This window comes from Dyadobacter soli, from assembly GCF_900101885.1.
GTDB lineage: Bacteria > Bacteroidota > Bacteroidia > Cytophagales > Spirosomataceae > Dyadobacter > Dyadobacter soli.
In genome coordinates this window covers 289595-316304 of the sequence record NZ_FNAN01000010.1, presented here as the reverse complement: position 1 = coordinate 316304, position 26710 = coordinate 289595, and the positions used below count along the sequence as shown (strand labels likewise).

At 53.5% G+C, this 26710-nt stretch carries 19 protein-coding genes; 8 read left to right on the top strand and 11 right to left on the bottom strand.

Features of this window, described 5'->3' with window-relative positions; all coding sequences use genetic code 11:
- Nucleotides 1-62: 62 nt before the first annotated feature.
- The 3 genes from BLQ88_RS18250 to BLQ88_RS18240 form a co-directional block, all read right to left on the bottom strand.
- Nucleotides 63-3221 carry a TonB-dependent receptor gene (locus BLQ88_RS18250; protein WP_090153051.1) on the bottom strand — a complete coding sequence of 1053 codons (3159 nt, stop codon included), beginning with the start codon at nt 3219-3221 and terminating at the stop codon, nt 63-65.
- A gap of 377 nt (nt 3222-3598) precedes the next feature.
- Complete coding sequence (locus BLQ88_RS18245; protein ID WP_090153048.1) at nt 3599-4696, bottom strand: sensor histidine kinase; 1098 nt, start codon at nt 4694-4696, stop codon at nt 3599-3601.
- Nucleotides 4697-4707: 11 nt separating this feature from the next.
- Nucleotides 4708-6858: a xanthine dehydrogenase family protein molybdopterin-binding subunit gene (locus BLQ88_RS18240; protein ID WP_090153042.1), complete on the bottom strand. Its 2151-nt coding sequence runs from the start codon at nt 6856-6858 to the stop codon at nt 4708-4710.
- Nucleotides 6859-7051: 193 nt separating this feature from the next.
- On the opposite strand from BLQ88_RS18240, the gene BLQ88_RS18235 reads away from it, so the two are divergent.
- On the top strand, nt 7052-7924 hold the full coding sequence (locus BLQ88_RS18235; RefSeq protein ID WP_090153040.1) for an NmrA family NAD(P)-binding protein: 873 nt from the start codon (nt 7052-7054) through the stop codon (nt 7922-7924).
- A 4-nt stretch (nt 7925-7928) separates the two neighbouring features.
- On the opposite strand, the gene BLQ88_RS18230 is transcribed toward BLQ88_RS18235, so the two are convergent.
- The 3 genes from BLQ88_RS18230 to BLQ88_RS18220 are packed head-to-tail and all read right to left on the bottom strand — an operon-like array spanning nt 7929 to nt 11990.
- Nucleotides 7929-9779 (bottom strand): MutS-related protein, encoded by a 1851-nt coding sequence (locus tag BLQ88_RS18230; protein ID WP_090153037.1) that lies wholly within the window; start codon nt 9777-9779, stop codon nt 7929-7931.
- Between the two features lie 22 nt (nt 9780-9801).
- Nucleotides 9802-10275: a DUF1440 domain-containing protein gene (locus tag BLQ88_RS18225; protein WP_090153034.1), complete on the bottom strand. Its 474-nt coding sequence runs from the start codon at nt 10273-10275 to the stop codon at nt 9802-9804.
- On the bottom strand, nt 10272-11990 hold the full coding sequence (locus BLQ88_RS18220) for a hypothetical protein (RefSeq protein ID WP_090153032.1): 1719 nt from the start codon (nt 11988-11990) through the stop codon (nt 10272-10274). The genes BLQ88_RS18225 and BLQ88_RS18220 overlap by 4 nt, the downstream gene beginning before the upstream one ends.
- A 172-nt stretch (nt 11991-12162) precedes the next feature.
- On the opposite strand from BLQ88_RS18220, the gene BLQ88_RS18215 reads away from it, so the two are divergent.
- On the top strand, nt 12163-14823 hold the full coding sequence (locus tag BLQ88_RS18215; protein WP_090153029.1) for a PAS domain-containing protein: 2661 nt from the start codon (nt 12163-12165) through the stop codon (nt 14821-14823).
- Here the strand turns inward: BLQ88_RS18215 and BLQ88_RS18210 are convergent.
- Both BLQ88_RS18210 and BLQ88_RS18205 read right to left on the bottom strand, forming a co-directional pair.
- Nucleotides 14820-15416 (bottom strand): hypothetical protein, encoded by a 597-nt coding sequence (locus BLQ88_RS18210; protein WP_090153027.1) that lies wholly within the window; start codon nt 15414-15416, stop codon nt 14820-14822. The genes BLQ88_RS18215 and BLQ88_RS18210 overlap by 4 nt on opposite strands.
- Before the next feature lie 5 nt (nt 15417-15421).
- Nucleotides 15422-16228, bottom strand: a complete 807-nt coding sequence (locus tag BLQ88_RS18205) for a metallophosphoesterase (protein WP_090153024.1) — start codon at nt 16226-16228, stop codon at nt 15422-15424.
- Nucleotides 16229-16407: 179 nt separating this feature from the next.
- Here BLQ88_RS18205 and BLQ88_RS18200 point away from each other — a divergent pair, with 179 nt between their 5' ends.
- The 4 genes from BLQ88_RS18200 (at nt 16408) to BLQ88_RS18185 (ending at nt 23024) form a co-directional block, all read left to right on the top strand.
- Nucleotides 16408-16866, top strand: a complete 459-nt coding sequence (locus tag BLQ88_RS18200; RefSeq protein WP_090153023.1) for a hypothetical protein — start codon at nt 16408-16410, stop codon at nt 16864-16866.
- Nucleotides 16867-17005: 139 nt separating this feature from the next.
- Nucleotides 17006-17383 carry a hypothetical protein gene (locus BLQ88_RS18195; protein WP_090153020.1) on the top strand — a complete coding sequence of 126 codons (378 nt, stop codon included), beginning with the start codon at nt 17006-17008 and terminating at the stop codon, nt 17381-17383.
- Between the two features lie 94 nt (nt 17384-17477).
- On the top strand, nt 17478-21839 hold the full coding sequence (locus BLQ88_RS18190; RefSeq protein WP_090153017.1) for a CusA/CzcA family heavy metal efflux RND transporter: 4362 nt from the start codon (nt 17478-17480) through the stop codon (nt 21837-21839).
- A 6-nt stretch (nt 21840-21845) separates the two neighbouring features.
- Entirely contained in the window at nt 21846-23024 is a 1179-nt protein-coding gene (locus BLQ88_RS18185; RefSeq protein WP_090153016.1) for an efflux RND transporter periplasmic adaptor subunit, read from the top strand.
- Between the two features lie 148 nt (nt 23025-23172).
- Here BLQ88_RS18185 and BLQ88_RS18180 read toward each other — a convergent pair whose 3' ends face one another.
- Nucleotides 23173-24813: a sulfatase gene (locus BLQ88_RS18180; protein WP_090153013.1), complete on the bottom strand. Its 1641-nt coding sequence runs from the start codon at nt 24811-24813 to the stop codon at nt 23173-23175.
- A 160-nt stretch (nt 24814-24973) separates the two neighbouring features.
- Here BLQ88_RS18180 and BLQ88_RS18175 point away from each other — a divergent pair, with 160 nt between their 5' ends.
- Complete coding sequence (locus BLQ88_RS18175) at nt 24974-25363, top strand: hypothetical protein (RefSeq protein WP_090153011.1); 390 nt, start codon at nt 24974-24976, stop codon at nt 25361-25363.
- 85 nt (nt 25364-25448) lie between these two features.
- Here the strand turns inward: BLQ88_RS18175 and BLQ88_RS18170 are convergent, their stop codons facing one another.
- Nucleotides 25449-25937: a hypothetical protein gene (locus BLQ88_RS18170; RefSeq protein WP_090153008.1), complete on the bottom strand. Its 489-nt coding sequence runs from the start codon at nt 25935-25937 to the stop codon at nt 25449-25451.
- 44 nt (nt 25938-25981) lie between these two features.
- Nucleotides 25982-26311, bottom strand: coding sequence for a hypothetical protein (locus BLQ88_RS18165; protein WP_090153006.1), 330 nt, complete (start codon nt 26309-26311; stop codon nt 25982-25984).
- Between the two features lie 90 nt (nt 26312-26401).
- On the opposite strand from BLQ88_RS18165, the gene BLQ88_RS36465 reads away from it, so the two are divergent.
- The gene (locus tag BLQ88_RS36465) at nt 26402-26707 is read left to right on the top strand and encodes a hypothetical protein (protein ID WP_143016865.1); all 306 of its coding nucleotides are present in this window, start codon (nt 26402-26404) and stop codon (nt 26705-26707) included.
- The last annotated feature ends 3 nt before the right edge of the window (nt 26708-26710 follow it).

Genomic DNA, 26710 nt, shown 5'->3' with positions numbered 1-26710 from the left:
GATTTCCGGCTCCCGCTTGCTGGTATGCGCGGGAGCCGGTTTTAGTATTAATTCAAAAACTATCAGAATGAGTAGCGCAAGCCTACCTGAATCTGGTAAGGGTTACCATTTAAGCTGGATACGCCGGCGCCTTTGTTGACATTGTAAACAAACTCGTTCTTGGTCTTATCGAAGCTTTTGATCGTGTACAGGGTCTGTTTGCCAAGGTTATTACCTACGCCCCAGTCTTTGTTCAGGAAGTTGGCAAAGTTGAACACGTCGATCGACGCTTCGATTCCATGCGATTTGTAAATCTTGAACTTCTTACCCAAACGCACGTCGAATACGCCGTAGAAACCGTTCACACCGCCGTTCCGCTCAGCCATTTTACCCGTGTCTCTGCGAATAAAATCTTTGATGCTTTCTTCGGCCTCCGGGTTATCGACAATAGCTTTAAGCGCGGTACGGATATATTCCGGGGTTGCCGAGCTGTTGTAATCGTACACGTAAGGCAGGTCATTCGAAGAAACGAAGTCCCCGTTCATATTACCGCTCACCGCCAGCGAGTAGCGTGTACCGCCGATGCCCGAGTAGCGCACGCCAAGGGTAATGCCCCAGAAGCTCGGTGCGGTACCGTAAATCACCACCTTGTTGCGGAACTGGTTGTTGGCATAGTTCATGCGGCTCAGGTCGCGCGGATCGTCGATCACCATCTGGTCGAGGGTGGCGGTGTTGGCCACGTTACCATTGTAGGAAGTATTATCCTTCGCGTCGTTCCAGGTGTAGGAAGCGGTGATCTGTCCGTCTTTGAAATACTTGAAAGTACCGTCTATCACCAATGCATACTGGTTTTTCTTTCCATCGCTCACGAGTTCGAGTACGCGGCCCACTTGCTTCGTGCGGCGGCTGTTGAGCCAGTTGGTGGCACCGTTGGACGCACTGATGCTCTCGGCAGGCACGTACACGCCACGGTCAGCCTCTGCGCCGATGCGGAAGAATGGCTCGTCCACCATGTTGCGGTCGATGTACATGTAGTTGTTGCGTGCCCACGAAGCGTAACCGCTGATACCCACACGCAAGCGGTCGCTGAAAAAGTGATTGTACGAGAAATTGGTCTTGTACACTACCGGAACCTTCGCGTCAGGACTGTTGGTGTTGATCGTGATCAAACGCTCGATACCCGGATTATTGAACAATTCAGCACCTGGCGCTTTGGTTGGGTCCTGACGGTAGAGCGGGAAGTCAGGCGTAGGAACAAGGTTGCCCTGGATTTCCACCGAAGCCACTTTCGAACCGTCGAACAGCATATTGTTCACCATCGAATAGGGGTTCAATGCCGATCCGAAAACACCGGCACCGAAACGGATCACATCCTTGCTCTGCTCGTTCACATCCCACGTAAACTGTACGCGCGGCTGCAATTGAAGCGTGTTAATGCGGTTATTGGTTTTAATGCCCAATTCATCAAATACAACCTGGCTGAAATTCGCGCGGTTGAGATACACAGTATTATCGAGGCGCAAACCGGCCGTCATATCCAGGCCAAGGCCCAGCTTGGTATCCATCTGCGCGTACAAACCGGTGCTCAGCGACTTCACTTTATTGCTCTGGTCTTCATTCAGATAAATTTCGCGGGCATAGCGGTAAGGTTTCAGGTTATTGAAATTGTCCATCCCCGTAAAATAGAAACGGCCGTTCATTTCGCTACCGTAACGCGAGTGCATGAGGTTGTACATCATGTCAATACCGAATGTAAAATTGATCTTTCCGGTATTGTAGTATAGGTTGTCGACCGCCTGGATCACTGTTCCTTTGAACCATTCCGGCGAGAAACGCTGGCCGCCGATCTGGATCGAAGTCAGGTAATTGGCTGTTTCCGAAGTGGATTCCACGTTTTCCACGATCGCACGCGGGATACCCGCCGCAGGAAGTTCGGAGCTCGGAAGCACCTGTACGTCCTCATAGAAATGCTGCACCTTCAATTCATTGATCACACGCGGGTTCAAGGTCGTCCGGAGCGAGGCCATGAGGCTGTTGTCGAACTTCTTGCGGTCGATGTACGACTCGTAAAAGTTGATACTCGAGTTATCTCCTTCCGAAAGGGCGTCGTTCTCGATCACCATGTTGTTGCGGATCGTGAGGAGGTTTTTCGCATTCAGCTGCCAGTCGATACGGGCAAAAATCGCGTCGGTACCCTTTGCCTTGTCGAATGCTCCGTATTGCGGATTGTTCGAAACACCGTATTTGTCGCGTGCGATGCCAACGAAACGTTCCAGGGTAGCATTGGTAACACGGTTGGCGGCCTCGTCGGCAGGGCTGAGGATGTTCGCAATGTAAAGCGGACGGGAGTCGGCCTGGTGATCCCATGCTACAAAAAAGTGTGCTTTATCCTTAATGATCGGCCCGCCGAGGGAAAATCCATATTGGTAGGTCGAAAACTCCTGCGTACGCTTGTTCCCGCGCAGGTCGTATTTGCTCGAAAGCGCGTCGTTACGCATATATGTGAACGCGCTGCCCGAAAGCTGGTTGGTACCCGACTTGGTCACGGTGCTGATGGTACCACCGCCTGCACGGCCCATAGTCACGTCGTATTCGTTGGTAACCACTTTAAATTCGCGGATCGCTTCCATGGAGATCGAGTAAGCGCCGGAAGTACCGCCACCGGCGATGGTACCCCGTGAAGTCATCCCGTCGATACTGAAATTGGTGGAAGACCCCAGCTGGCCGCCAAGGCTGTTACCGTTGCTTAATGGCGACAGGTCGATGAGCGTCGAGAAATTACGTCCATTCACCGGAAGGCGTGCAATGTCGCGGGCCGTTACTGGGGTAGATGCGCCCAGCGTTACCACCGTATTTTTCAAAGAGTTGGCAACAATCTCCACGGCTTTCAGTTCATTGGCCGAAGCTTCGAGCGCGAAATTCAGGCGCAGCTGATCGCCCTGGTTCAATGCATAACCGGTTTTTTTCTGCTCACCGTAACCGATAAACGACACCGTAATGGAATAGGGAGAACCAAGTGGTAACTGCTTGATAATGTAGTCGCCGTTCGCATCGGTGACCGTTCCAGTGCTGAAACCGGTAGATTCGTTCTTGACAAAAACCGTGGCACCTGCAACCGGCCCGGCCTGTCCTTCGCTCACTTTCCCGACGATAGACGCCTCATTCCCCTGGGCCCGTGTTTCCGGGCCCCAAAGCAGGAGGAATGCGCATAGTCCGAGACATGCGGTAATTAATTTCATCATTTTTTCTGTTCGTTTGATTATTGGTACTTTGTTCAAATGCTTTGTTAGGTGCTCGTTACGGCATGGTTGGCCGGTATTGTGGAGATAGGCGATTGCCTTGGGCCAATGGCAAAACAGGCTGTTCCGGGCATGTTCGCAAGAGGCATGCACGAGCATACCGGTGCCGGACGGACATCAGGAACAATGTCAGCGCAAAACAGTCGTCAAACGCAAATGCCGCCTGACCGTATACGTATAGAGAAGGAAAGGTTGACCGCTAAATCCGCCACAAATGTAGGTGGGCAATGTTATCAATCCGTTAAGGGCACATTACCCTTGGGTTAACATTGCGAAAGAGAAAATAAGTGTTTTAAATAAAAGTAAATTAAAATAAATAGCTATTGCATGGCGAGCTGTGTGGTAGAGGCCTCTTTGTGCGGTAGCAGGGGAATGCGGAGGTTCACATGAAAGGTGAGGTCGTTGTGCCGGATATCGAGGGAGTGCTGGCCGGGATAAATCAGGTTGAGGCGGCGCTGCACGTTTTTGAGCCCGATGCCGCCGTAATGCACGGCCTGTCTGGTGGCAAGGGGGGAGGAGCTGTTTGAAACTTCAAATTCAAGCATGTCGGAATGCACCCGCAGGTGGATTGCGATCTCGTTGTCGCGGTCGCTATCTTTTGAAACGTGTTTGAAAGCATTTTCAACAAAAGTCATTAAAATGAACGGAGCAATGCCGGCACCGGCTGGAAAATCATCCGGAATGTCGGTAGTGGCGCTCACGCCGCGGTTTTGGCGCAGTTTTTCGAGCGCGATGAAATTGCGGAGATAGGCGACTTCCTTGTCGAGCGGAACGAGCTCATCATTGCATTCGTAAAGGTGATGCCGGAGCAATTCCGAAAATTTCGCCAGCGAGGACGAGGCCACGTCGGGGTTTTTATGGATCAGGAAAAAGATAGAATTAATGCTGTTGAACAGGAAATGGGGGTTGAACTGGTATTTCAAAAAACGGAGTTCGGTTTCCAGTTTCTCTTTTTCCAAAAGCTGTTTACGCCGCTCGGTACTGATCCAGTTTTTGGTGAGTTTAATGCTCATCGCCAGCGTGGTACTTGCCAAAGTGGAGGGCATTGCTTCGCCGAAAAAGTAAAAAAAACAATTGGTACCCCTGCCAAAAAGCGTTTCTACCGGTTGATGTGCCGCCCAAGCGCTGACATAGTATCCCGAAACGATGGCCAGTGCCGTAGCCAGTAAAGTTATGCCCAGGTAACCGACATACGAGTTGAATTTTCCTTTTTCGAGGTATTTCGGAATGAGGTAATACAAATTGAAATACACCGCCACAGCTTGCAGCGCCACATAAAACGCAAATTTGACCGCATAAGGCGAAAACAAAATGCTTTCCGCAGCTTTCCACGGATTGCCCATCGCCACCACCCACCACAAATAATGGTAAACCAGCCAGAACGGAATATGGTATAGTTTGGAAACGGCCTTTTGCATACCCGAATTTATCAAATATTGGAAAGTAATGGTAAACTTCTCACACGCCTGCCTGCAGCCGCGAAGAATGCATTCGCCAGTGCCGGTGCCACCGGTGGTACGCCAGGCTCCCCCGCACCGCCCATTTTACCGTCGTCCTCGATAATGTGTACTTCAATGACCGGCGCTTCTTCCATTCGTAATATGCGGTAATCGTGGAAATTGCTCTGCCGGATCGCGCCTTTCTCAATCGTAATTTCCCCGAATAATGCAGCGGTAAGCCCGTAAATGATCCCGCTTTCCATTTGCGCCACAATGCCGTCGGGGTTCACAGCCAGTCCGCACGCAATGGCACACACGACGCGGTGTACTTTCAGGTTTTGGTTAACAAAGGATATTTCAATTACCTGGGCCACCACGCTGCCCATTGCCTGGTGCACCGCCACACCACGGAAATGCCCCGCCGGTAACGGATCGTTCCAGCCCGCTTGATCGGCAGCGGTAGTCAATGCGGCGAGGTGCCTCGGATGATTGGCCAGCAATTTTTTGCGGTACTCGACGGCGTCGGTTTTCGCGGCGAAGGCCAGCTCGTCGATCGCCGTTTCCATCACGAATGCGGTATGCGTATTGCCCACCGAGCGCCATGCCAGCACGGGCACATTGTTGGCGGTGGTATGCAGCGTCACCGAGTGGTCGGGGCAACGGGCCATGTAAGGCGAGCCATTCACGCCGTCGATCGTGCTGTAATCGAGGCCGTTGGGCGCGATGTCTTTTTCCAGAACCGTATTTACAAAAAGCGACTGGCCCACCACATCGTGTTTCCAGGCCACGGGCATACCAGCCGCATCCGTGCCCGCTTTGACCCGGTGCAAGTATACCGGCCGGTAATAGCCGCCCCGAACGTCGTCTTCCCGCGTCCAGATCAGTTTCACCGCCTCACCCGAAGCCTGGGCAATATGCACGGCCTCCATCACCCAGTCGTTCCCGAACGAGCCGCGCCGCCCGAAACTGCCGCCCATGGCAGGCGTGTGTAGCGTAACCTGCTCGTCGCCAAAGCCCAGCGACCGGGCTACCTCCTGCCGGTGCAGGGAAGGCGACTGCGTTGCCGTCCATATTTCGCATTGGCTGGATGATAGTTTTACCGTGCAATTGAGGGTTTCCATCGGTGAATGGGCCAGGAACGGAAAGCGAAATTCCTGCTCGTAAACTGCATTCGCACCTTGCCAGGCAGTTTCGGGGTTGCCTTTTGACAGTGCCTTAATGCCCGGCTGCCCGGTAAGTTCACGGTATTGGTTGAAAAGTTGTTCGCTATCAGGGTTGGCTCGTCCGCCGGTATCCCATTCGATTTGCAATGCTTTTCGCCCCTCCAAGGCTGCCCAGGTATGGTTGGCCAGCACGGCAATACCCTCGGGCACTTCCACCACCTTGCGCACACCCGGCACCCGCAGCGCCTCCGACGCATCGAATGATCTGACCTTACCACCAAATACCGGGCATCGTTCGAGCACGGCGATCAGCAGCCCCGGAAACTGGATATCGATACCGTATTTCGTTTTTCCATTTACCTTATCCGGCACATCCAGCTTTTGTGGCCGGCTTAGTTGCCCGCCGCCCGGCAGCGCACGGCCGCCAATCAGCTTCCACTGGCTGCGCTCGCGGAGCTTCACGGTTGGAACAGGCATTAATGCGGCATCGGCCGCCAACGCACCGTAACTGAATCTTTTCGCCCCGACCTGCACATAGCCATTGCCAGTAATGCATTGCTCCGCCGGAACGCGCATACGCCGCGCGGCTGCCTGTACGAGCATCATGCGGGCGATGGCGCCCGTGGTGCGGTAGCGGTCGAATTCCGAGCGGGTAGTATCGGAACCGCCGGTGGAGGATATCCACATACTTTCTTCCAAATGCGCGCCTTCAATCACCCGGTGCTCCACACGGATGCGCGCCCAGTCGCAATCCAGCTCCTCGGCAATGAGCATGGCCAGGGTGGTGGCGATACCCTGGCCCATTTCGACCTTGTTGTGGATAATGCGGATGGTGTCGTCGGTATCGATCCGTAGCAATGCGTTGGGCGAAAAACCGTTAGCGGGCATTGCGGCAGCGGATTTTTGGGGAACAAAAAAGGAAAGCAGCAGGCCGCCGGTTGCCAGCGCGGCGGTTTGCATAAAATCACGGCGGTCCATACAATGCACGTTGGAAAGTTCTGCCACAAAGGAATGGGGCCGAATGTCGGCAGAGAAATCGTTTTGACGAGCGGTTCGTGAAAACGGATAAAATGCAGCAGTGGAGGCAATTTTGGAGCCCCGACCGGTTCAGGTTGGTTCGATTTTTGATGTAACCGCAATTTTTAAATTCATCACAAACTGAATAATAATCATGGCACATATCATTTTGGGGGCATCGGGCCGGGTAGGCTCGGCGGTTACCGACAAACTTTTGGAAAGCGGCGAAGCAGTAAAAGGCGTTGTTAGAAATGAGGAGAAAGCTGACGAACTGAAATCGCGCGGGGCGGACGCTGCGGTGGCCGATGCGCACAACCTGCCGGCACTAAAAGTGGCTCTCCGCGACGGTGAGACGCTTTTTGCACTAACGCCCGAAACCGGCCAGGAAGCAAACGTACTCGGTGAAACCAACGACGTGCTTACCAACTACCGCGCCGCACTGGCCGCAAGCGGTATCAATAAGATAGTGGGACTTTCGTCGATGGGCGCGCAGCACCGGGAGGGAACGGGTAACCTGGTCATGTCGTACATGCTGGAACACGCATTCGATGGCCTCGACCTCACGCGGGCATTCATTCGCCCGGCCTACTATTACAGCAATTGGCTCGGCTACCTCGATTCGGCGAAGGAAACCGGCGTGCTGCCCACATTCTTTCCCGTCGACCAGAAAATTCCGATGATATGCCCCGCCGATGTTGGTCATTTTGCAGCGGAGGTGCTGCTCGGCGACGACCGCGACGGGACCATCTACGAACTAAGCGGTCCGGCGTCGCTCAGCTCGGCCGAAGTGGCCAATGCATTCAGCGAGGTTTTGAACAAGGAAATAAAAGCGCAGCAAATTCCCCGGAAGCAATGGGACGACACGCTAAGGTCGATCGGTTTTTCGGCGGACGGCGTCCGCAACTTTGTGGAAATGACCGAGGCGGTGATTTCGGGTAAATCCAGACCGGAAGGCAACGGCACCATTACCGCCCGGGCGGATACCACTTTGCAGGAATACCTGGAAACAACCTTGGAGCGTGCCTGAGTTTTCAGGCCGGCTGGATGTCGGAAAGAATGCGTATGCCGCTGCGTTTCATGAGCTCGCTCGCATTGAAATCGGTACAAATGCCCGGTGTGAGCCGGTAGTCGAACGAAATCTGCCCGTCGGAGATCACGCTGTTGAAACTGAAATTTTCAATGGCGAGGTCTCTGGTCAGTTTGGCGAGATCGAGATCGTGGGTGGAGATCATGCCAAATGCATTGAGCTCGCCGAGCTGGCGGATGAGCGACACGCCGCCACGGAAACGGTCCTGCGAGTTGGTACCTTTGAACATTTCATCCAGCAGGAAGAAGATCGGTTCGCCTTCGCCCACGAGCGTCAGCAACTGCTCGATCCGTTGCAGTTCCGCGTAGAACGACGATACCGATTCTTCGAGGTTGTCCTGCGTACGCATGCTCGTGAATATGCGCAGGAGCGATACCCGCGCTTGCGACGCGCAACACGGCGCGCCCGTGAATGCGAGTACGAGGTTAATGCCTACCGTGCGCAGAAATGTACTTTTCCCGGCCATATTGGAGCCGGTAATCATCGTCGTGGCACCGCGGCCGCTCATGGTAAAGTCGTTGCTGATCCGTTTTTGCGACTTTAACAAAGGATGCCCAACCGCCCGGAAATCAATCAGATAAGGTTCTTCGGTAATCTCCGGAAAAGTATAATTAGGGTTGATATGGGCAAACCCCGCAATGCTTGCAAGCGCTTCCATTTCGCTCACCGCCGCGATCCACGGGCGGATATGGTCACGGTTCCGGGATTTCCATTCTTCCGTTCGCAGGATCAGGTGAACGTCGATCAGCCACAGGTTATTGATCATCCCATAAAAAGCATTTTTACCAACAGTATTGCGGGTGCCCTTTTGCTGGAACATTTCGAGTATTTTCTTCAATGCAGCTATCTCGCGCGCCGCCGGGCTGCCTGCCTGGGTAAGAATTGCGTGCAGCTCAGTCAATTTCCTGGCTTTGAAATCTTGTTTGTCAATTGTTTCAATCAACGATTGGTAGGCCCCGAGAATACCGATGTTCCGCTGCGTGCTGAGGATAATTTGCTCGGCCACTTGCCTGAACTTACGCAGGTAAACAGCATTGACAATCAGCGTCAATACCAGCGGTAATAGATGGCTGCCGGAAAGGTCTTGGAGGCGGAAGAAGAAATGATATAGAAAGTATAACAATGCAACGCTAGACGCAGCCGCCAGCGGTATGCTGATCGTCAGCAGCTGTTTTCGCGATGGCAGGAACTTTACCGGCTCTTCCACCCATTTCAAAAGCATTTCATGATCGCTATTGGTGGTTTCGGACAGCATTCCCGAAACCTGGAACTCCTGCCGCCAATCGAGTTTGGGGACCAGTTCCTGCACCGCATTCTGGCGATCAATAACGGTTTGCAGATCAGCAGGAGAGGTAAGCCAATGTGCGAGGAGCCGCGCTCCGGAGGCGGTGGTAGTCCTGTTGAGCAGTTGGAACAAAGAGTGGTTGCCGAAAATGTCGAGATCGGCGGCGTAATCGTGGTTGCGGTGGAGGAACTCGTTGCCGGAAGGAAAGGAAGATAAATTGTTGCCGATCCGCAGCAGTTCGCTTTCATTGATTTGCTTTAAAAGCTCAGACCGCTTTTTGTCGGCAGAAAGGCGGTTATAACTTTTTAATGTAAACCCAAATACGACCGCGCCTGCAATGCCCGTGAGCACGACGGGAATAGCCCAGCCGCTCGCCGCGAACAGCATGATCAAAATGCCGGAGATCAGAAAGATGGCCAGCCGCGTATAAGAAAGGCTGTTGAGCTCGGGTACCAGCCGGGCGGCGTATGCATTATAGCCGTCGACTTTGTCTTGATATATTTCTTTCATTCAAAATCAGTTCAATCAGCGATTACCTCCGCGGCGCCGACACAATGTACGCAATCGGTATCCCCACGGCTGCGACCACGATCGCCATGCCGAGCAATGCCGCGCCGGGATCGGGGAGGGGCATGCCTTCGAAAACGATGGGCAAAACGCCGATGTTCATCACCAGCCAGATGAAAATGCCGTAAAAAATGCCGCTGAGGAGTTTGCGCCTACGCAGAATGGTCAGGCCCGGGTAAATGAGGTAATAGAAAACGGAAAAAATAAAGGCGATCACAAAATGCAGCAGCAAGCCGGTAATGACCATCGCCGTGCCGCCCGAGTAAGCCGCTTTGCCGAAAATGCCGCTGGCGATGGACATGAGAATGCGTGCCGGGCTGGTTTTTTCCAATATTACGGCATACACCAGGAATGCCGCAAGGATGTCCAGCGTGCCGGCTACCAGCGTGGCGGATAAGATGGTATTCCGGCCCGATCTGCCGATTTTTAGAATGCTCATAACTTTATAAAGACAGAGCCTGCCGGAATCTGCTCGGCTTTCGCGAATGCACGTTCATATTTTGCTTTGATACCCGCCAGTTGCTTCGTTTTTCGCTGTGCTTTAAGGCTTTGTGCCAAGCCCAGCAGCGACCAGCCGTTAGATGGGTTGAATACCAGGTCTTCGCGATAGATCTTTTCGGCCAGTACCGCATTGCCCGATTTCAGCACATATGCGCCCAGGAATTGGCGGGAAGGCAACGGCCAGTCTTTGGGTTCGGTGTAAATGAGCTGGTCTTCCAGGCTCACGGCTTGGCGCAATGCGGCAATGCCCTTTGCCTGTTCGTTGCGCGAGATAGCGGTTACGCCTTCGAGAATCTTTTCCGCAACAGCGGCTATTTCAACCGGCGCATTGAAGGGGATTCTCCGTTTTGCCAAAACCGGGTCCTGGGATTTTAATTTCAACGATGCCAGTCTTGCGGCGGCGGAATCGGGGTGGCCGGTGTTGGCGAATGCAATGCCTTTTGCAAAATCCGACAGCAGGCTTGCGTAAATCCATTTCGGATCGGGCGTGACCGAATCGGCAAGGATTTGCTGCCATTTGCCCATTCGCACCTGCGTCATCACGGGCAGCATGAAAAGGTATTGGTCGTAAGTGGTTTCGGGTTTTGGCGCCACGCTCCGGCGTACGCGCTGGGCGTAGCGCATGGCATCGCTATACATGCCCGCGCTCAACGCACAGTAGGTCTGTACCGCAAAGTAATGCGACGAATGCTTGTTTAGCGACAGGTTTTTGGCCAGCATTTCGTAATTCAGCAGGGCGTCGTCGGCAAGGTTGTTCACCTCCACGCCTTCGGCGAACAGGCCATTGCGCTCGTACTCATGGCTGGCCATGTGTACCATGTGCGCCACGCCCGGGAGCAGGTCACGCAATGCCTCCGCGCTCGCGAGGGCCACTTCGGGATGCTTCGAAGCCTCCGTCAGGTGAATATGGTAATGCAGCGCGGCGGGATGTTTCGGGGCTGCTTTCAGCGCCTTTTCGCACAATGCCACCAGCTCGGGCGTCCAGGGTTTGGCAGTACCATCCTTTTTCCAGAAATCCCAGGCATGCATGAGCATTTGCGAATCGATATAAAGCAGTTTGAACTCGTTTTCGTCGGGATAACCGGTTACGAGCTTTTTCAGTTTGTCGGAATAGGCCTGGTTGAGTTCTGCGCGTCTGGCGTCGGTCGGATCGTCGGAATAGCGCGCATTCATGGCGTCGATGAGCAGCTTTTCTTTCTCGGTGGCGTGGGCGGTGAGGCTGTTCATCCTGGCCAATGCCTGCGCCACTTCGGCGGGTTTGGTGTAAGTGTGCGCTGCATTGTAGTAAGGCCCCATTGCCAGTGCCTGCCCCCAGAATGCCATCGCATTGGTGGAATCGATCCGTCCGGCTTCGCGGAACGAGGCCACTGCCTCTTTGAAATGATAACCATAATACATATTCAGCCCCTGATCGAAGTAGAATTGGGAGCTGTCGGAGCTGGTAGAAACCTTGTACGAAAAATTACCCCATCCCGGCAGCGCCACCACATATTTGCCGTTGAGCAGCGGCGCTTGCAGGTTCTGAAACGACGGCCCGCAGACTGCGATTTCACCGGAAACAGCCGGCGCGGGCGCTGATTCCTGCGACCGGCGTTCGAATGCAACGAGGCCCGTCAGCAGCGACAGGGCGGCGATTGGTAGAAAAGTTTTCATGAGAATATTTAAGGCTTCAATCCCAATATAGTCATTAAATTGCCTTTTTTAGCCGAAAATATCTTTAAATTGTACGAATAATGAGGTTTGGGACCGGGGGGAATTTGATGTAGACGTTTATTAAATATCGTTAGGGAAACTGTGCATCAGGCCATTTTGGCCGACAAACGATATGATCAACCACTATCTGAGTCAGGTATTTAAGTATCTACCCGCGCCAAGTATGGTGGTGCTGACGGACGTGCCGAAATTCACGATCACCGACGTGAACGACGCCTATCTCGAAATGGTGCGAATGGGCCGTGACGAGCTCATAGGCAAGGGATTTTACGAGGCATTTCCAAATAATCCTTACAACCGCGTACCGCCCTGGAACAACCTGCTCGAAAAGCTGGTAGCGGATGGTTTGCCCAATCAATCGCCGGCCACCAAGTACATTCTGCCGCCCGATAGCGAGGGCAGGCAGGATGTGAAATACCTGCTGGCCACCAATACGCCCATAAGGAGCGAGGCCGGTGACCTAACGTGCATCCTCCGCACCGTGATGGATGTGACCGAGGTAACGCTAGCCCGGCAGACGCACAGCCCGTTTACGTCCGAGAAGTTTCTCACCGAAACACTTCGCATTGCCCGTATCGGCAGCTGGGAAGCGGATCTGATCAATGAAGTGATCAACTGGTCGGATGTAGTGAAGGAAATACACGAGGTACCGGCCGACTACCAGCCCGGTTTCCTGACGACGATGGACTTTTACCGTCCCGGCGCGCACCGCGAAGCTTTTATGCAGGCCGTCCAGGAAACGATCGTCAGCGGGAAGCTTTTCGACCTCGAACTGATCATCATTACCTGGCGGGGCGAAGAAAAGTGGGTCCGTGTGACGGGCAAAGCGGAGGTTGTCGAGGGCGTATGCACCCGCATTTACGGGGTGATCCACGACATCCACGAACAGAAGATGGTCGGGCAGGAACTCGTGCAGTCGCATCGCCAGTTCGAATCGCTTGTGCAGACGGTCGACGGGATCGTTTGGGAAGCGGATGCCGACACTTTCGAATTCAATTTTATCAGCGACCAGGTCCGGAACATTCTCGGCTACACGCCGGAAGAGTGGCTTGCCGACCCGGCTTTCTGGCAAAACCATATTTATACGGAAGACCGCGAACAGGCCGTCCGGTATTGCCACCGCGAGACGCGCGGCCTGCGCAACCACACATTCGATTACCGTATGGTGAAGGCCGACGGCAGCCTGGTGTGGATCAAAGACGTGGTATCGGTGATTACGGAAGACGGGAAAGCTGTTACGCTGAGGGGCCTGATGGTGGATATTACGGAGGCAAAACGCCTTGAAAACCTCGAACACCTCGAAAAGATCGTGCTCGAAATGAACTCGATGAAAGATACGCCGCTCGCGAGTGTGCTCGATACGTATGTGCGAGGTGTGGAAGCGATGTTTCCGCACTCCAGGTGTTCTTTATTGGGTATTAAAAATAAAAAACTGTACAGCCTGGCATCGCCCTCGCTGCCGCTGGAATACGTGGAAGCGATCAATGGCCGGGAAATAGGAGAGAATGCGGGCTCCTGCGGAACGGCGGCTTTCCTGAAACAGCAGGTGATCGTAAGCGACATCGCTGCCGACCCGCGCTGGGAAACGTACCGGCAGCTCGCATTGCCGCATAACCTGCTGGCCTGCTGGTCGCATCCGATCATTCTGGATGACGACGTGGTGGCGACGTTCGCTGTTTATTACGACCACATTACGGTGCCTGGCGAAGACGAGCTGAAAGTAATCGAGCGCGTCGCTTCGATTTTGAAAGTGATCTTTGAAAACAGGCAGAACTCCGAGCTGGTACAGGACGTCAACGAGCGCTACGAATATGTGAATATGGCCACCAACGACGCCATTTACGATTGGGACCTCGCCCGCGACCATATCGAATGGGGCGACGGCTTTTTCAGGCTTTTCGGTAACGAGCCGGAAATGGTGCGTTATCCCCTCGCCCGGTGGGCGGAACGCGTGCACCCGGCCGACCGTGAATGCGTGGAGAAGAGCCTGGAAATGCAGCTGGCCGATCCGCAACAGCGCAAATGGAGCACCGACTACCGCTTCATGAAGTCCGACGGCGAGTATGCCTACGTGGAGGAGATCGGGTACATCCGGCGCAATCGTGCGGGAAAGGCTGTCCGGATGATCGGCGTTATGCGGGATGTTACCAAAACGCGCCAGGAGCAGCACGAACTGAAATTGCTGGTATCCGTGATCACCAATACCAACGACGCGGTGCTCATCGCCGAGTCCGACCCGGGCGACATTTCGGGCCTGAAAATTCTTTATGTGAATGCCGCATTCACCCGCATTACCGGTCATTCACCCGAAGAAGTTGTAGGCAAAAGTCCCGCATTACTGCGTGGTTTCAGTCCGGCCCGCAACGATTTCGACCGGCTGCAAGATGCCATTTTCAATGTAGAAGCACTCAAAGGCGCCACGTTGCGCTATGTGCGCGATGGCGAGGAATTTTTTATCAATCTGTCGCTGTTGCCCGTTGCCGACGCAGGCGGCGTACATACGCACTGGATCGCGATCGGCCACGACGTGACCGACCGCCTGCGTTACATCAGCGAGATCGAGGAGCGCAACCACAAATTACAGGAGATTGCCTGGATGCAGTCGCACGTGATACGCGCTCCGCTGGCGAGGCTGATGGGCCTGATTGACCTCATCCGCAACTACCAGCATTCGGATACCGAGAAGAACGAGCTGCTCGACCACGTCCTCACGTCGGCCTACGCGCTGGACGAGATCATCCGGGACATTTCCTCGAAAACCGAGCGCATTTAATTGAAAGCAAACTTCACACCCAGCGAAAGGCTCACGATGTCGTTTATTTTCAGGAAGCTTTTATTTTGTATGTAGCTGATAATGAGCAAATCGTAAGTGCCCAGCTCGTAATACAGTTCGAGGGACCTTCGCCGGTTGTTCAATACCACATTCCGGCCCGCCTTGCCACCGATATAAGCCCCCGGCCGGATGGCCGTTGCCCACCAGTAATAACCTGCCGGATAATACGATGGCCATTTGGTATCGAATTGGGGCCCGAAAGTGTAGCTCAGGTAAGCGCCGATCGAGAACGGTCTGATGTAGTAATTATCCCGCAGTCCGATGCGCCAGGGCGAATAAGTCGTTTTCAGCGTGGTCGTTACCAGCGCGTCGCCCCCGAATTTTTGAGGTAAAAAACCGAACAGCAAATCCGTTTCCAGCGTCTGGTTGCGGGATACATAGCCTGGCCCGCCCGATACGAAGCCGATATTCCCGGCAAACTGCAATTTGAGGTGATCGGGCAGAAACCATTTGCGGCGGGGCCGCAGGCCCACTTCCTGTGCCAGTGATTGAAGGCTGACCAGTAAAAATAGTGATAGGAGATACTTTTTCATGACTTTCAGAATTCGACCCGTTTAACATTGTAACCGCCTTCCCAGGTCGAAACGACCATGTAACCACGCGCACCCATGGAGGTGGTGAGGTGGTAATTCACGCCGTCGTCGTAAAACTGGCCTTCGTAGAATCGGTGCTGGTGGCCGTACAGGGTGAATTTTACCGAAGGGTCGGTTGCGAGCGCTTCCGTGTAGGATTTTTCGAGGTTTTTGTCAAAATCCGCGTCGAATGGAGGCACATGCCCGACTACGATCGTATTCTTGTGCGTAGGATTGTCGGCAAGCTGTGCTTTCAGCCAGGCAATGTCGGGTACCGAGCCGTCGAAAGCATATTCGCGCGAATTGGTATTGATGAAAATGAACCTGTCGCGCCCGAACGCGAAGGAATAATTGAGCGGGCCGAACATTTTGCGGTAAGTAGCCGAGCCGTTGGCGACGATGTCGTGGTTGCCGATCACCGTCACATAAGGATATTTCAGGCAGGTCATGATCTCGTTCACCCATTTGAACTCCTGGGTAAGGCCGAAATCGGAAATGTCGCCGGCATGCAGCACGAATGAAATGCCCTTTTGCTGGTTGGCACTTTGTACAAAATCCTCGCATTCGTCGTACCACCGCTGCGAGTCGCCCATCAGGATAAAGCGGGTCGTATCGGAAACGGGCAGTTGGCTGATCTTATCGATGTTCTTGGCGGTGAGGTTTCGCTCGCTTTCCAGCAGCGTTTCCTCATTGGGATTGTATTGGAAAAGATTGTCGCAGGACGACAGCAGCAACACCAGCCCGAGGGCCGTCCAGGGTAATATATGTTTCAACTTGTTGATGAATTAAGTAAATAAGAGTGACATGTTCCGGAGCGCTGGCGCACGGTACGCATTCATTAACCCGGAAAATCATTGTTTGATTCCTGCGGGCGAACTATATTTAGCGACGTTCCCGGGCACGGTTTTTGCGCGGGACAGGTTATTATCATTTATTTAAATTAAAAACCATTATGAAAATCAGGGACATAGCAGGAGTATTGGGTCTCTTGCTGATGACACTAACGGTATCCGCCCAGGTGGTGTCCAAAGACTCTATCAACATGCTGAAAGACCAGAAGCAGGTGATCGAAGTCAGCAAACGGCTGAACGACCGGAAACTTGAACTGGCCAAACTGGAAAATCAGGTTGCTCAAAAAACCGACGATGTGGCGAGTACTGCCGAAAAAGCCCGTAAATCAGCCGATGAAAACAAGAAAGCAGCTGAAAAGCTGGGTGATAACCCGCAGGACAAAAAGGATGCGCGCAGGGCCAGCAAAAGTGCCGGATCGGCACACCGGGACGCCAAACGGGCACGCCGGGCTCAGCAGAACCTCGAAAAGCTGAGCAAGAATATCGAATCCTTGAAGAAGAAGATCGCCGATGACGAATCCAAGCTGGCTTCATTGCAGAGCTCCGGAAGCGGTAAATAGTGAATGTTTGAGGAAATTTGTACTTATTCGTTTCCTAACGTGCCGGCCGATGGTCGGCACGTTTTGTTTGTAGTTTATTTCAAATGCAAAAAGGGCGCTGCGGTTGATTTTAACGATCCCGTGAGTTACTTTTACGGCCGTGAGAAGGCTACTGCGAAATATCATTTTATTTATAGTCATCCTGGATACGACCTCGCTCTGCCAGGTGTACAAGGTGCCTTTGCTGCTCAAACATTTCGCCGAGCACCAGTCGCTCAACCACGAAATCACCTTCTCCGATTTCCTTTCCATGCATTACCTCGGGAAGGACCTCAACGACAACGACGACGACAAGGACATGCAGCTGCCTTTCAAAAAGGTGGAAGCACACACATCCAACTTCATTTTCGTGCCGCATACCCCTGTTTTTACATTCAAAAGGGCTTATCTGCCCATTAAAGCCGAATATGGCCCCGCCGTACCGCAGGTCGCGTACAGCACCGTGCTAGGCTCGCTCTTCCGCCCGCCGCGGGCATAAATACACTACATCCGGGCCCATCAAGCGCCCGCATTGCCCGTGCATGCCGCCGACGCGGCCGTGTGCGTATCCGTGTATTTATTTTCCGACCAATATGCTGAACAGAATCATCAGGTTCTCCGTGGAGAACAAGCTGGTGATCGGGATATTCATGTTGCTGTGGGTTGCGTTCGGTAGCTACGAACTGACCCGCCTGCCCATCGATGCCGTTCCCGACATCACCAATAACCAGGTGCAGATCATCACCACGGCGCCTTCGCTCGGCACCGAGGACGTCGAGCGCCTCATTACCTTCCCGATCGAGCAGGCTACGGCCAACATTCCCGGATTGAAAGAAAGCCGGAGCATGTCGCGCTTCGGGCTCTCGCTGGTTTCCATCGTTTTCGACGACGATTCCGACATTTACTGGGCTCGCCAGCAGGTAACCGAGCGGCTTTCGCAGTTAGATATGCCCGAAACCGCCGGCAAACCCGAACTGGCACCGGTTACCACCGGGCTGGGAGAGATTTATCAATATGTAGTGAAACCCAAAAAGGGTTTTGAGCAAAAATACACGCTGTCTGACCTCCGTACCACGCAGGACTGGCTCATTCGCAGACAGTTGCTCGGTACGCCGGGCGTGGCGGACGTTTCCACATTCGGCGGCGAGCTGAAACAGTACGAGGTGGCGGTTGACCCCTCGGGCCTGAAAGCCATGGGCCTCACCATTACCGACGTACTCACCGCATTGAGCCGCAACAACCAGAACACCGGCGGCGCTTACATTGAAAAGGGACCGACGGTGCTGTACATCCGCAGTCTCGGGCTAGCCGGCTCCATTGACGATATCAATCACATTGTGGTGGCGCATCGCGGAGGCGTGCCGGTGCTGGTGAGCCACGTGGCGCAGGTACGTTTCGCACCTGCGATCCGCTACGGCGCGCTCACGATGGCCGGTTACGGCGAGGTGGCCGGGGGCATTGTAATGATGCTTAAAGGCGGGAATTCTTCGGAAGTGATCGGTAATGTGAAGGCGCGGATCGCGGAGATCGGCAAAACATTGCCCGAAGGCCTTGAAATAGAACCCTTTCTGGACCGTACCAAAATGGTGAACAATGCCATTGGTACCGTGGAGCATAACCTCCTCGAAGGTGCGGTGATCGTCGTGATCGTGCTCGTGTTGTTTTTGGGTAATCTGAGGGCCGGGTTCATCGTGGCATCGGTGATCCCGCTATCGATGCTTTTCGCGGTGGCGACGATGAACATTTTCGGCGTGAGCGGCAACCTCATGAGCCTCGGAGCGCTGGATTTCGGGCTGATAGTCGACGGCGCGGTGATCATCGTCGAGGCGATCCTGCACCATTTGCATACCTCCCGGAAATACGCAGGACTGAACCGCCTTACGCAACAGCAGATGAACAACGAGGTGTCGGGGTCTGCCAGCCGGATGATGAATGCGGCCGTTTTCGGGCAGATCATTATCCTCATCGTGTACCTGCCGATCCTTTCGCTGTCGGGCATTGAAGGCAAGATGTTCAAACCGATGGCGCAGACGGTCGCATTCGCCATCCTGGGCGCATTCATCCTGTCGCTTACCTATGTGCCGATGATTAGTTCGCTGCTGATCAGCAAGAAGCTCGGCCATGCGCCCAACTGGTCGGATCGGGTTATGGAAAGGATCGAACGCGCATACGAGCGGGCACTCGCACGAGCATTACGCTTCAAGCGCGCGATGGTGGCCGGTGCATTTGTGCTATTTGGCGGTGCGGTACTGGTTTTCAGTCAGATGGGCGGCGAGTTTATCCCGCAGCTCGAAGAAGGCGATTTCGCTACCGAGACACGCCTTTTGGTAGGTACCAACCTGACAACGACCATAGACGCGATCAACCGCATTTCGGACCGGCTGCAAAAGGACTATCCGGAGGTGATCAAAGTCGTATCGCGCATTGGCAGCGCCGAAATCCCCACGGACCCGATGCCGATCGAAGGCGGGGATATGATCATTGTTTTAAAAGACAAGTCGGAATGGAAGAATGCCAAAAGCTTCCCCGAACTGGCTACCAAAATGGCCGCTACGGCGCAGGAAGTGGTGCCGGGCGTGACTACCGGCTTCCAGTACCCGGTGCAAATGCGGTTCAACGAGCTGATGACCGGCGCCAAGCAGGATGTGGTTTGCAAGATTTTCGGCGAAGATTTGAACAAACTCGCCGCCTACGCCAGCCAGCTCGGCCAGATCGCCCGGCGCGTGGACGGCACCGCCGACTGGTATGTGGAAGAGGTAACCGGCATGCCGCAGATCGTGATCGACTTCAACCGCGCGGAAATCGCGAAATACGGTTTGAATATCGACGATCTGAACAAAACCATCAATGCCGCATTCGCTGGTGCCGCCGCCGGGCAGATTTATGAAGGCGAAAAACGCTTCGATCTCGTGGTGCGCGTGGGTGCCGAAGGCCGCAAAAGCATTGCCGACGTGCAAAACCTGCTGGTATCGACGCCGGGCGGCCTGCAAATCCCGCTTAGCCAGGTAGCTGCCGTGCGCGAAATCGAAGGCCCGAACCAGATCCAGCGCGAGGATACGCGGCGGCGCATTATCGTCGGTTTCAATGTGCGCGGCCGCGATGTGCAGTCGATCGTGGAAGAGTTGCAGCAGCAGGTGGAGGCGAAGATCAGATTCGAAAGCGGCTATTCCATTACCTACGGCGGTGCATTCGAAAACCTGCAACAGGCCAAGGCGCGGCTGGGCATTGCGGTACCGGTGGCATTGCTGCTGATATTCATGATGTTGTACTTCACATTCTCCTCGGTGAAAGACGGCGCGCTCATTTATACGGCCATTCCGCTTTCGGCGATTGGCGGCGTGTTTGCGCTGGCACTGCGCGGGATGCCGTTCAGCATTTCGGCGGGCGTAGGGTTCATCGCATTGTTCGGTGTGGCGGTGCTGAACGGCATTGTGCTGATCTCGGAGTTTAACCGCATTAAAAAAGAAGGAAGTATCACCGACGCATTGCAGCTGGTGATGACAGGTACCCGCAACCGCCTGCGACCCGTATTGATGACGGCCGCCGTGGCGTCGCTGGGTTTCCTCCCGATGGCTGTCAGCAACGGCGCCGGTGCCGAGGTGCAGCGACCGCTCGCCACAGTGGTGATAGGCGGCCTGGTGACGGCTACATTGCTCACGCTCTTTGTTTTACCAGCTTTGTATTTGTTGTTTAACTCAAAAAATAAACCGGAGGCGAAGCAACGCCATGGCGCCACTGTAATAGGCATCTTGCTGCTGTTGGCAACATCGGCACAGGCACAGCATAATGCCATCGGCCTGGAAGAAGCAGAGCAAAAAGCGCTGGTGCATAACCGTAATGTGAAAGGAAGCAGGCTCGGCGAGCAGTCGGCTGAAAAGCTGCGGCGCGGTGCATTCGACATTGCCAAAACCAGCATTAGTGCGGACTACGGCAAGTTCAATAGCCCGAATAACGACACCCGCATCGGTATCACGCAGGCGATCGCATTTCCGACCGTTTATACCAACCAGCGGAAGGCACGCGAGGCGGATTACCTCGCGGCGCAGGCACGCACGAAGCTGAGCGAGCAGGAAGTGCGTACGGGCGTAAGGCAGCTTTTTTACGAATATGCCGTGCTGAAAGAGCGCGAGAAACTGTTGCTCTACGCCGACAGCATTTTCACCGGTTTTGAAAGTAAATCCAATCTCCGCTTCGAACGGGGCGAGTCGAATTTGCTGGAAAAAACCGCCGCTACGTCACAGAAACAGCAGATCGCTAACCAGCTCAACCTCGTGCGGCACGATCTCGGCATTGTACTAGTACGGTTCAACTTCTGGTTGCAGGATTCATTGGCATACACCCCTGCATGGACAACGGCCCGCATTACCGCACCGAACGCTACCGATACCGCCGCGGCAACCACGGATTTGCCGCAGATCGAGATCGGTAAGCAGCTCACGGAATCGGCGTACTTCCGTTACCGGACGGAGAAATCAAGGGTGCTGCCGGAATTTTCGGCGGCTTACAACAACCTCAGTTTTCGCGGGACACAATTGCTGAATGGCCAGGAAGTAAACCTGACCGGGAAGGACCGGTTTGGCTACTACGGCGTGGGAATCAATATCCCGATCTTTTTCAAGGCCCATACCGCCCAAATAGCCGCTGCCCGCATCGATTGGCTACGTGCGCAAAACGACGCCGAGCTGACCGAACAGCGGCTGCGCTCCGACTGGCGTAATGCGCGGGAACAAGTCCGGAAATTCACTGAAAACCTCCGGTACTACGAGCAGCAGGGCCTTCCAAACGCCGAGACGATCATTACCGTGGCCGACAGCCAGTTTGTGGCCGGGGAGATCGATTACCTGCAATGGGTGATCCTCGCCGGGCAATCCATCGCCATCCGCAGCGAATACGTGAATGCGCTAGGCAGCTACAACGAGGCTGTGATCAACTTACTCCATTTGAACAATCAATAAGTCATTATGAAAACATACATTTTAATATCCGTGGCGTTTTGGGCCTGCCTCTCGTGCAGCACGCCGGATCGGGAGCAAGACGCCGGGCGCACGGGCAATACCCAGGCATCCGCCGGCACGGCGACCGAAAATTCAGGGAATGCGGTCATGCGGCAAGTGTCATTTGATCCACAACAAATACGCAATGTGGGGATCGAGGTGGGTAAGCCGGTTTTGAAGAACGTATCGGAAACGCTGATGCTGCAAGGGAAAATCGATGTTCCGCCGCAGAGTACCGTCAGTCTCAGTTTTCCTTTGGGCGGCTACCTCAAATCGACGAAAATGCTACCGGGGATGCGGGTCAGAAAAGGGCAGGTGCTGGCTGAACTGGAAGACATGCAGTTTATCCAGCTACAACAGGATTACCTAACGGCGCGGGCCAAATTCGAGCTTGCCGAGAGCGAATATGCCCGCCAGAAAGACCTTAACCTGAGCAAAGCGGCCAGCGACAAGGTCTACCAGCAGGCCAAAGCCGAGATGGAAACGCAGCGGATTTTGATGAATGCCCTGGCGCGAAAACTGGAAGTGATCGGCATTGCACCCAGGCATTTGAACGCGGAGAATATTTCGAAAACAGTCTCTGTTCTTGCGCCCATCGATGGCTTTATCTCGAAGGTGAATGTAAACGTGGGTAAATACACGGCACCGACGGATATGCTTTTCGAACTGGTCGATCCGAGAGATATCCACCTGTCACTCAATGTGTTCGAAAAGGATTTGAGCGCATTGTCTGTCGGTCAGCGGGTTACAGCTTACAGCAACGCAGACCCTTCGAAGAAATTCACAGCCGAAATTATCCTGATCGGCAAGAGCCTTACCGATGACAGAATGGCAGAGGTGCATTGCCATTTTGAGCGATACAATGCGGCGCTGGTACCGGGCATGTTTATGAACGGCGAGGTATCCATTGAGCGCAAAAAGGCGCTGGCAGTGCCCGAAGATGCCGTGGTTCGCTGGGAGAACAAATCTTTCGTATTCATCCAGCGCGATTCGGGCAATTTCGAGATGGTCGAAATCGAGCCGGGGACGGTCAGGAACGGCTTTCAGCAGATCGGCGGGGCGGAGATCGGAGCCGAATCCAACATCGTGATCCGTAATGCCTATGCGTTGTTGATGAAAATGAAAAATACGGAAGAAGGAGGTTGATTGTCCGTTCGATAAGATTTTGTACTACAATCAGTTGCACAGGCATTATATTTTCATGTGCAATTAACGTGCACGTTGTTGCACACGTTGAGTAAAGCTAAAACACCTCCCGGGGCTTCCTGGGAGGTGTTTTGTTTTTGAGAGGTAACTATTGATCTGCGAGTTCGTCCGGAAACGGTACCGGCTTGCCTGTGCTTTTGAAAGTCGGCCATTGCGCATCCCACGCTCTGAGCTGTTTCGAGAGAAGCGTCGCCAGTTCTTTTACCTTCGATGGATTTGTGGCTGCCAGATCGTGCTCCTCGCCAATATCGCTGCGCAGATTGTACAATTCCAGTTTTGCCTGCCGGTAGTCGTAAATCAGCTTCCAGTCGCCCTGCCGGAATGCGCTGGCGTAATGGATATTGGGCCCTTCGGCGGCAATCCATCGGTTGGGATGGTGCCATACCAGCCCGCGCTGGTCGTCTTTGAAAGCCGGATTTTTCAGGATCGGTACAAATGACTTTCCGTCCACTTTTTGAACGGTCCGGGCATTCTTAACCCCTGCAATTTCGAGGATGGTAGGAAAGAAATCGTCCACGATCACATATTGACCGGCTACCGTGCCCGCTTTCACGACGCCCGGCCATTTCACTAACATCGGTTCGCGGATACCGCCTTCATATACAGAGCCTTTCCCGGCTTTCAGCGGCAGATTGTTCGTCCAGGCTTTGCCGCCGCGTGCGGGAGTGGTACTCAGGCCGCCATTGTCGGACATGAAAAGTACGACTGTATTATCGGCGATCTTCTTGTCGTCCAGGTATTTGAGCACATCGCCCAGGCTCTTGTCCATCCCTTCGACGAGCGCGGCGTATTTGGCTTCCGTACTGTCCAGGCCGGCTTGGAGGTATTTGTTCAAAAAGCGGGGATCGGCCGTCAGCGGGATGTGTACGGCATAATGCGCGAGATAGAGGAAAAATGGTTGCTTTTCTGAAATAGGTTTTTCGATCGCTTTCAGGGCTTCGGTGGTAATGGCGTCGCTGAGGAAGGTGTCGGTGCCATGGTAGGCTTCGAGCCCCGGTACCGCATTCCGGTTGGGCTTACCGTTCGTGGGGTTGTCGTAGTTTGCCTTGCCCGAATAGCTGGCCGGGTGACCGATCGAACTGCCGGCGATGTTGATATCAAAGCCCGTATTCAATGGGTTGGAACCTGGCGTCCCCGCCGAGCCGAAATGCGCCTTGCCGCTGTGAACCGTGTAGTAGCCATTCCCACGCAGCACCTCGGGCAATGCGGTCGCATGAAAAGTGTGCTCCACGCCCGCATCCGGGCTGAAACCGTTGATATTCCAGTCGACGGCGTTGAGCGTCGGGTCGGCGTAGTCGGTGTTCTTGTTTTTGTCGGGCGACGTCCAGTGCGTCACACGGGTACGCGCCGCATTCACGCCCGTGATCAGGCTCACGCGTGTTGGCGTACACACGGGCATCGCGTACGCGTTCGTGAACTTCATGCCCTCGCGGGCGAGACGCTCCATGTTCGGCGTGTGGTAGCGACGGTTGAAGTCAGTAGGCTTGTCCCAAAACGGCACCGAAGTATCCTGCCAGCCCATATCGTCGACGAGGAAAACAATGATGTTCGGTTTAGATTTCGACGCGGGTTGCGCCAAAGTGGGGAGGTGGAGGAGCAGCACGGCCACCATCATTGCCGGTAGCAGCCGTGCGGTAAAACGGGTATTCATATTCGATAAAATGTTCGGGTAAGGGAATGTGAATGCGGTAAGTTCGGGAAATTTGAGCTGTAAAAACAAATGTTTCATGTCGGGATCGAAGTTTTGCGGCCTGGGCTTTGAAGAGTCACAATTTTAACTTTACTTTGTCTATAAAACAAGTAGACTAAATGGATCCTGCATAAACCACCTGTTGCTGGAATGAAAATTTGGAGGCGAGAGGCATCACTCCTGTTAACTGGAAACCGTCATGATATTAGAAAAGACATTTCATTTGAGCGTGGGCCGGGAGGCCAAGATCGTGGTAAGAGGGCAGGTGGCCCGCAACCGCGCCGAAATTATCATCGATTACGAATTTCTTATCCGGGAAAAGCACGATACCGGTTTCCGCGAACCGATCGGCCCGAACCATCCGCAATACTGGAAACTCAGAAAATCCACGCCCGACAAGGCCCAACTGCTCCAACTGGAATACAGCGGCATCTCGCGCAAGCAAATCAAGGAAGCGACCCGCGAATTCAAACGCGCCGCCGGCCCGGGCTACACCTTCCGCTACCAGAACGAAATCGAAGAACGCACGAAATATTTAAAAGGAATCCGCGTAAGCGCGCTGAGCAGGCGGATGTTGTCCGTGGCGTAATGGAGGGGGGATTTCGAACGATATTGTTGGGGTTGATAGGTTCAACCCCTTTTATAAATTGAGCAATATCAATAAGTATGGATAATCAAGCAGTTCGTGCTACCGCTGCCTTCTGCCAGATGTAGTAATAAAACATAGCCCTCACAGGCTGTGACATCGAACGGGTTCCATTTACCCACGCGCTTACATTACTTTTATCGATCCCGGTTTCATCCACAATGTCCTTCACTTTGATATCGTAGCTGTTCATAGCTTCGCGAATGTATTCCGGTGTGACTTTTTCAGTGGGGTTCGCCTGATACGGTGTCGCGGTTACTTGAATTTCATAGTCCGGGAAGAAGTGTAGAAAAAGCTCTTTTGTACGAAGGATCAACCTATCCTCGTCGGCGTGGTTTTCATGCGGGGACTTGGTTTGAACTGTATGTATTTGCATGACTTTTCCAATAACTGAAATTACTTTAAAAGTAATCCTGGCAAATTTGCGGTGTTGCAAAGCGCCTATTTCAAGCTTCTTGATATTCTCCTCGGTAGTCAAGTCCTTGATTAAATGTATATTCTTAATAATCGTTTCCATAGTCGAAGTGGTAATAACATAAAACAATTGAATACTTGTCTAATCTAAATGAGTATCACGTCATCATTTTCGATGTGATATATCGCGATTTGCTCATTGGCTTTGCCCAACTCGATCGCACGTTTGCGGTCCTGAATAATATAAACGGCATCCCAATAAAATAGCCCATCGTTGTTCCAACCTCCCATAATTCCGGTAGTGTCTGATGCCATTTCAATTACCCGTCTCAACCCCTCGTCACCAAAAGAGTTCTGCGTTTCCAGCATGGCAACGACGTAGCCTGATGTGACATACTCACAATCCGGCAGTGTAATTGTAAATCCTAATGCATTCGCTGCCGCGATTTCTTTGATTCTCTGAATAAGACTTTCCATTATAGTGTGTGCCGATTATCGTCTGGCTGACTTTCAAAAACTATTTTCAAGTTACACAAATGTTTGTAAATAACAAACATTTCTTCTTCTTTGGTTGTCACCCATTATTTATCGGTACTCTTATGTGCGCAACCACAAAAAGCCGCACCGCCAATCGGCAGTGCGGCTTCGCTCTGTCCAATCACCATTTACTTTACAGGATGTTCGATCACGCTTGTGCCGAATGCGGGCGCGTTGGGGAAACTCAGAAAATCCACGCCCGACAAGGCCCAACTGCTCCAACTCGAGCAGGCGGATGTTGTCTGTGGCGTGACCTTCTGCTCATTTCCCGATTATCCACCGGATTTTGAGGCTGTATGGGTTGCACGTGCTTTCTGGAATTGTTATTTTTGGTAAAAG

Coding starts and splice junctions, on each gene's coding strand:
- BLQ88_RS18235 (WP_090153040.1), top strand. CDS start 7,052: ATGGCACATATCATTTTGGGGGCATCGGGCCGGGTAGGCTCGGCGGTT.
- BLQ88_RS18165 (WP_090153006.1), bottom strand. CDS start 26,311: ATGGAAAGTCTTATTCAGAGAATCAAAGAAATCGCGGCAGCGAATGCA.
- BLQ88_RS18220 (WP_090153032.1), bottom strand. CDS start 11,990: ATGAAAACTTTTCTACCAATCGCCGCCCTGTCGCTGCTGACGGGCCTC.
- BLQ88_RS18240 (WP_090153042.1), bottom strand. CDS start 6,858: ATGGACCGCCGTGATTTTATGCAAACCGCCGCGCTGGCAACCGGCGGC.
- BLQ88_RS18180 (WP_090153013.1), bottom strand. CDS start 24,813: ATGAAACATTTGTTTTTACAGCTCAAATTTCCCGAACTTACCGCATTC.
- BLQ88_RS18185 (WP_090153016.1), top strand. CDS start 21,846: ATGAAAACATACATTTTAATATCCGTGGCGTTTTGGGCCTGCCTCTCG.
- BLQ88_RS18245 (WP_090153048.1), bottom strand. CDS start 4,696: ATGCAAAAGGCCGTTTCCAAACTATACCATATTCCGTTCTGGCTGGTT.
- BLQ88_RS18230 (WP_090153037.1), bottom strand. CDS start 9,779: ATGAAAGAAATATATCAAGACAAAGTCGACGGCTATAATGCATACGCC.
- BLQ88_RS18190 (WP_090153017.1), top strand. CDS start 17,478: ATGCTGAACAGAATCATCAGGTTCTCCGTGGAGAACAAGCTGGTGATC.
- BLQ88_RS18200 (WP_090153023.1), top strand. CDS start 16,408: ATGAAAATCAGGGACATAGCAGGAGTATTGGGTCTCTTGCTGATGACA.
- BLQ88_RS18210 (WP_090153027.1), bottom strand. CDS start 15,416: ATGAAAAAGTATCTCCTATCACTATTTTTACTGGTCAGCCTTCAATCA.
- BLQ88_RS18175 (WP_090153011.1), top strand. CDS start 24,974: ATGATATTAGAAAAGACATTTCATTTGAGCGTGGGCCGGGAGGCCAAG.
- BLQ88_RS18225 (WP_090153034.1), bottom strand. CDS start 10,275: ATGAGCATTCTAAAAATCGGCAGATCGGGCCGGAATACCATCTTATCC.
- BLQ88_RS18250 (WP_090153051.1), bottom strand. CDS start 3,221: ATGATGAAATTAATTACCGCATGTCTCGGACTATGCGCATTCCTCCTG.
- BLQ88_RS18170 (WP_090153008.1), bottom strand. CDS start 25,937: ATGGAAACGATTATTAAGAATATACATTTAATCAAGGACTTGACTACC.
- BLQ88_RS18215 (WP_090153029.1), top strand. CDS start 12,163: ATGATCAACCACTATCTGAGTCAGGTATTTAAGTATCTACCCGCGCCA.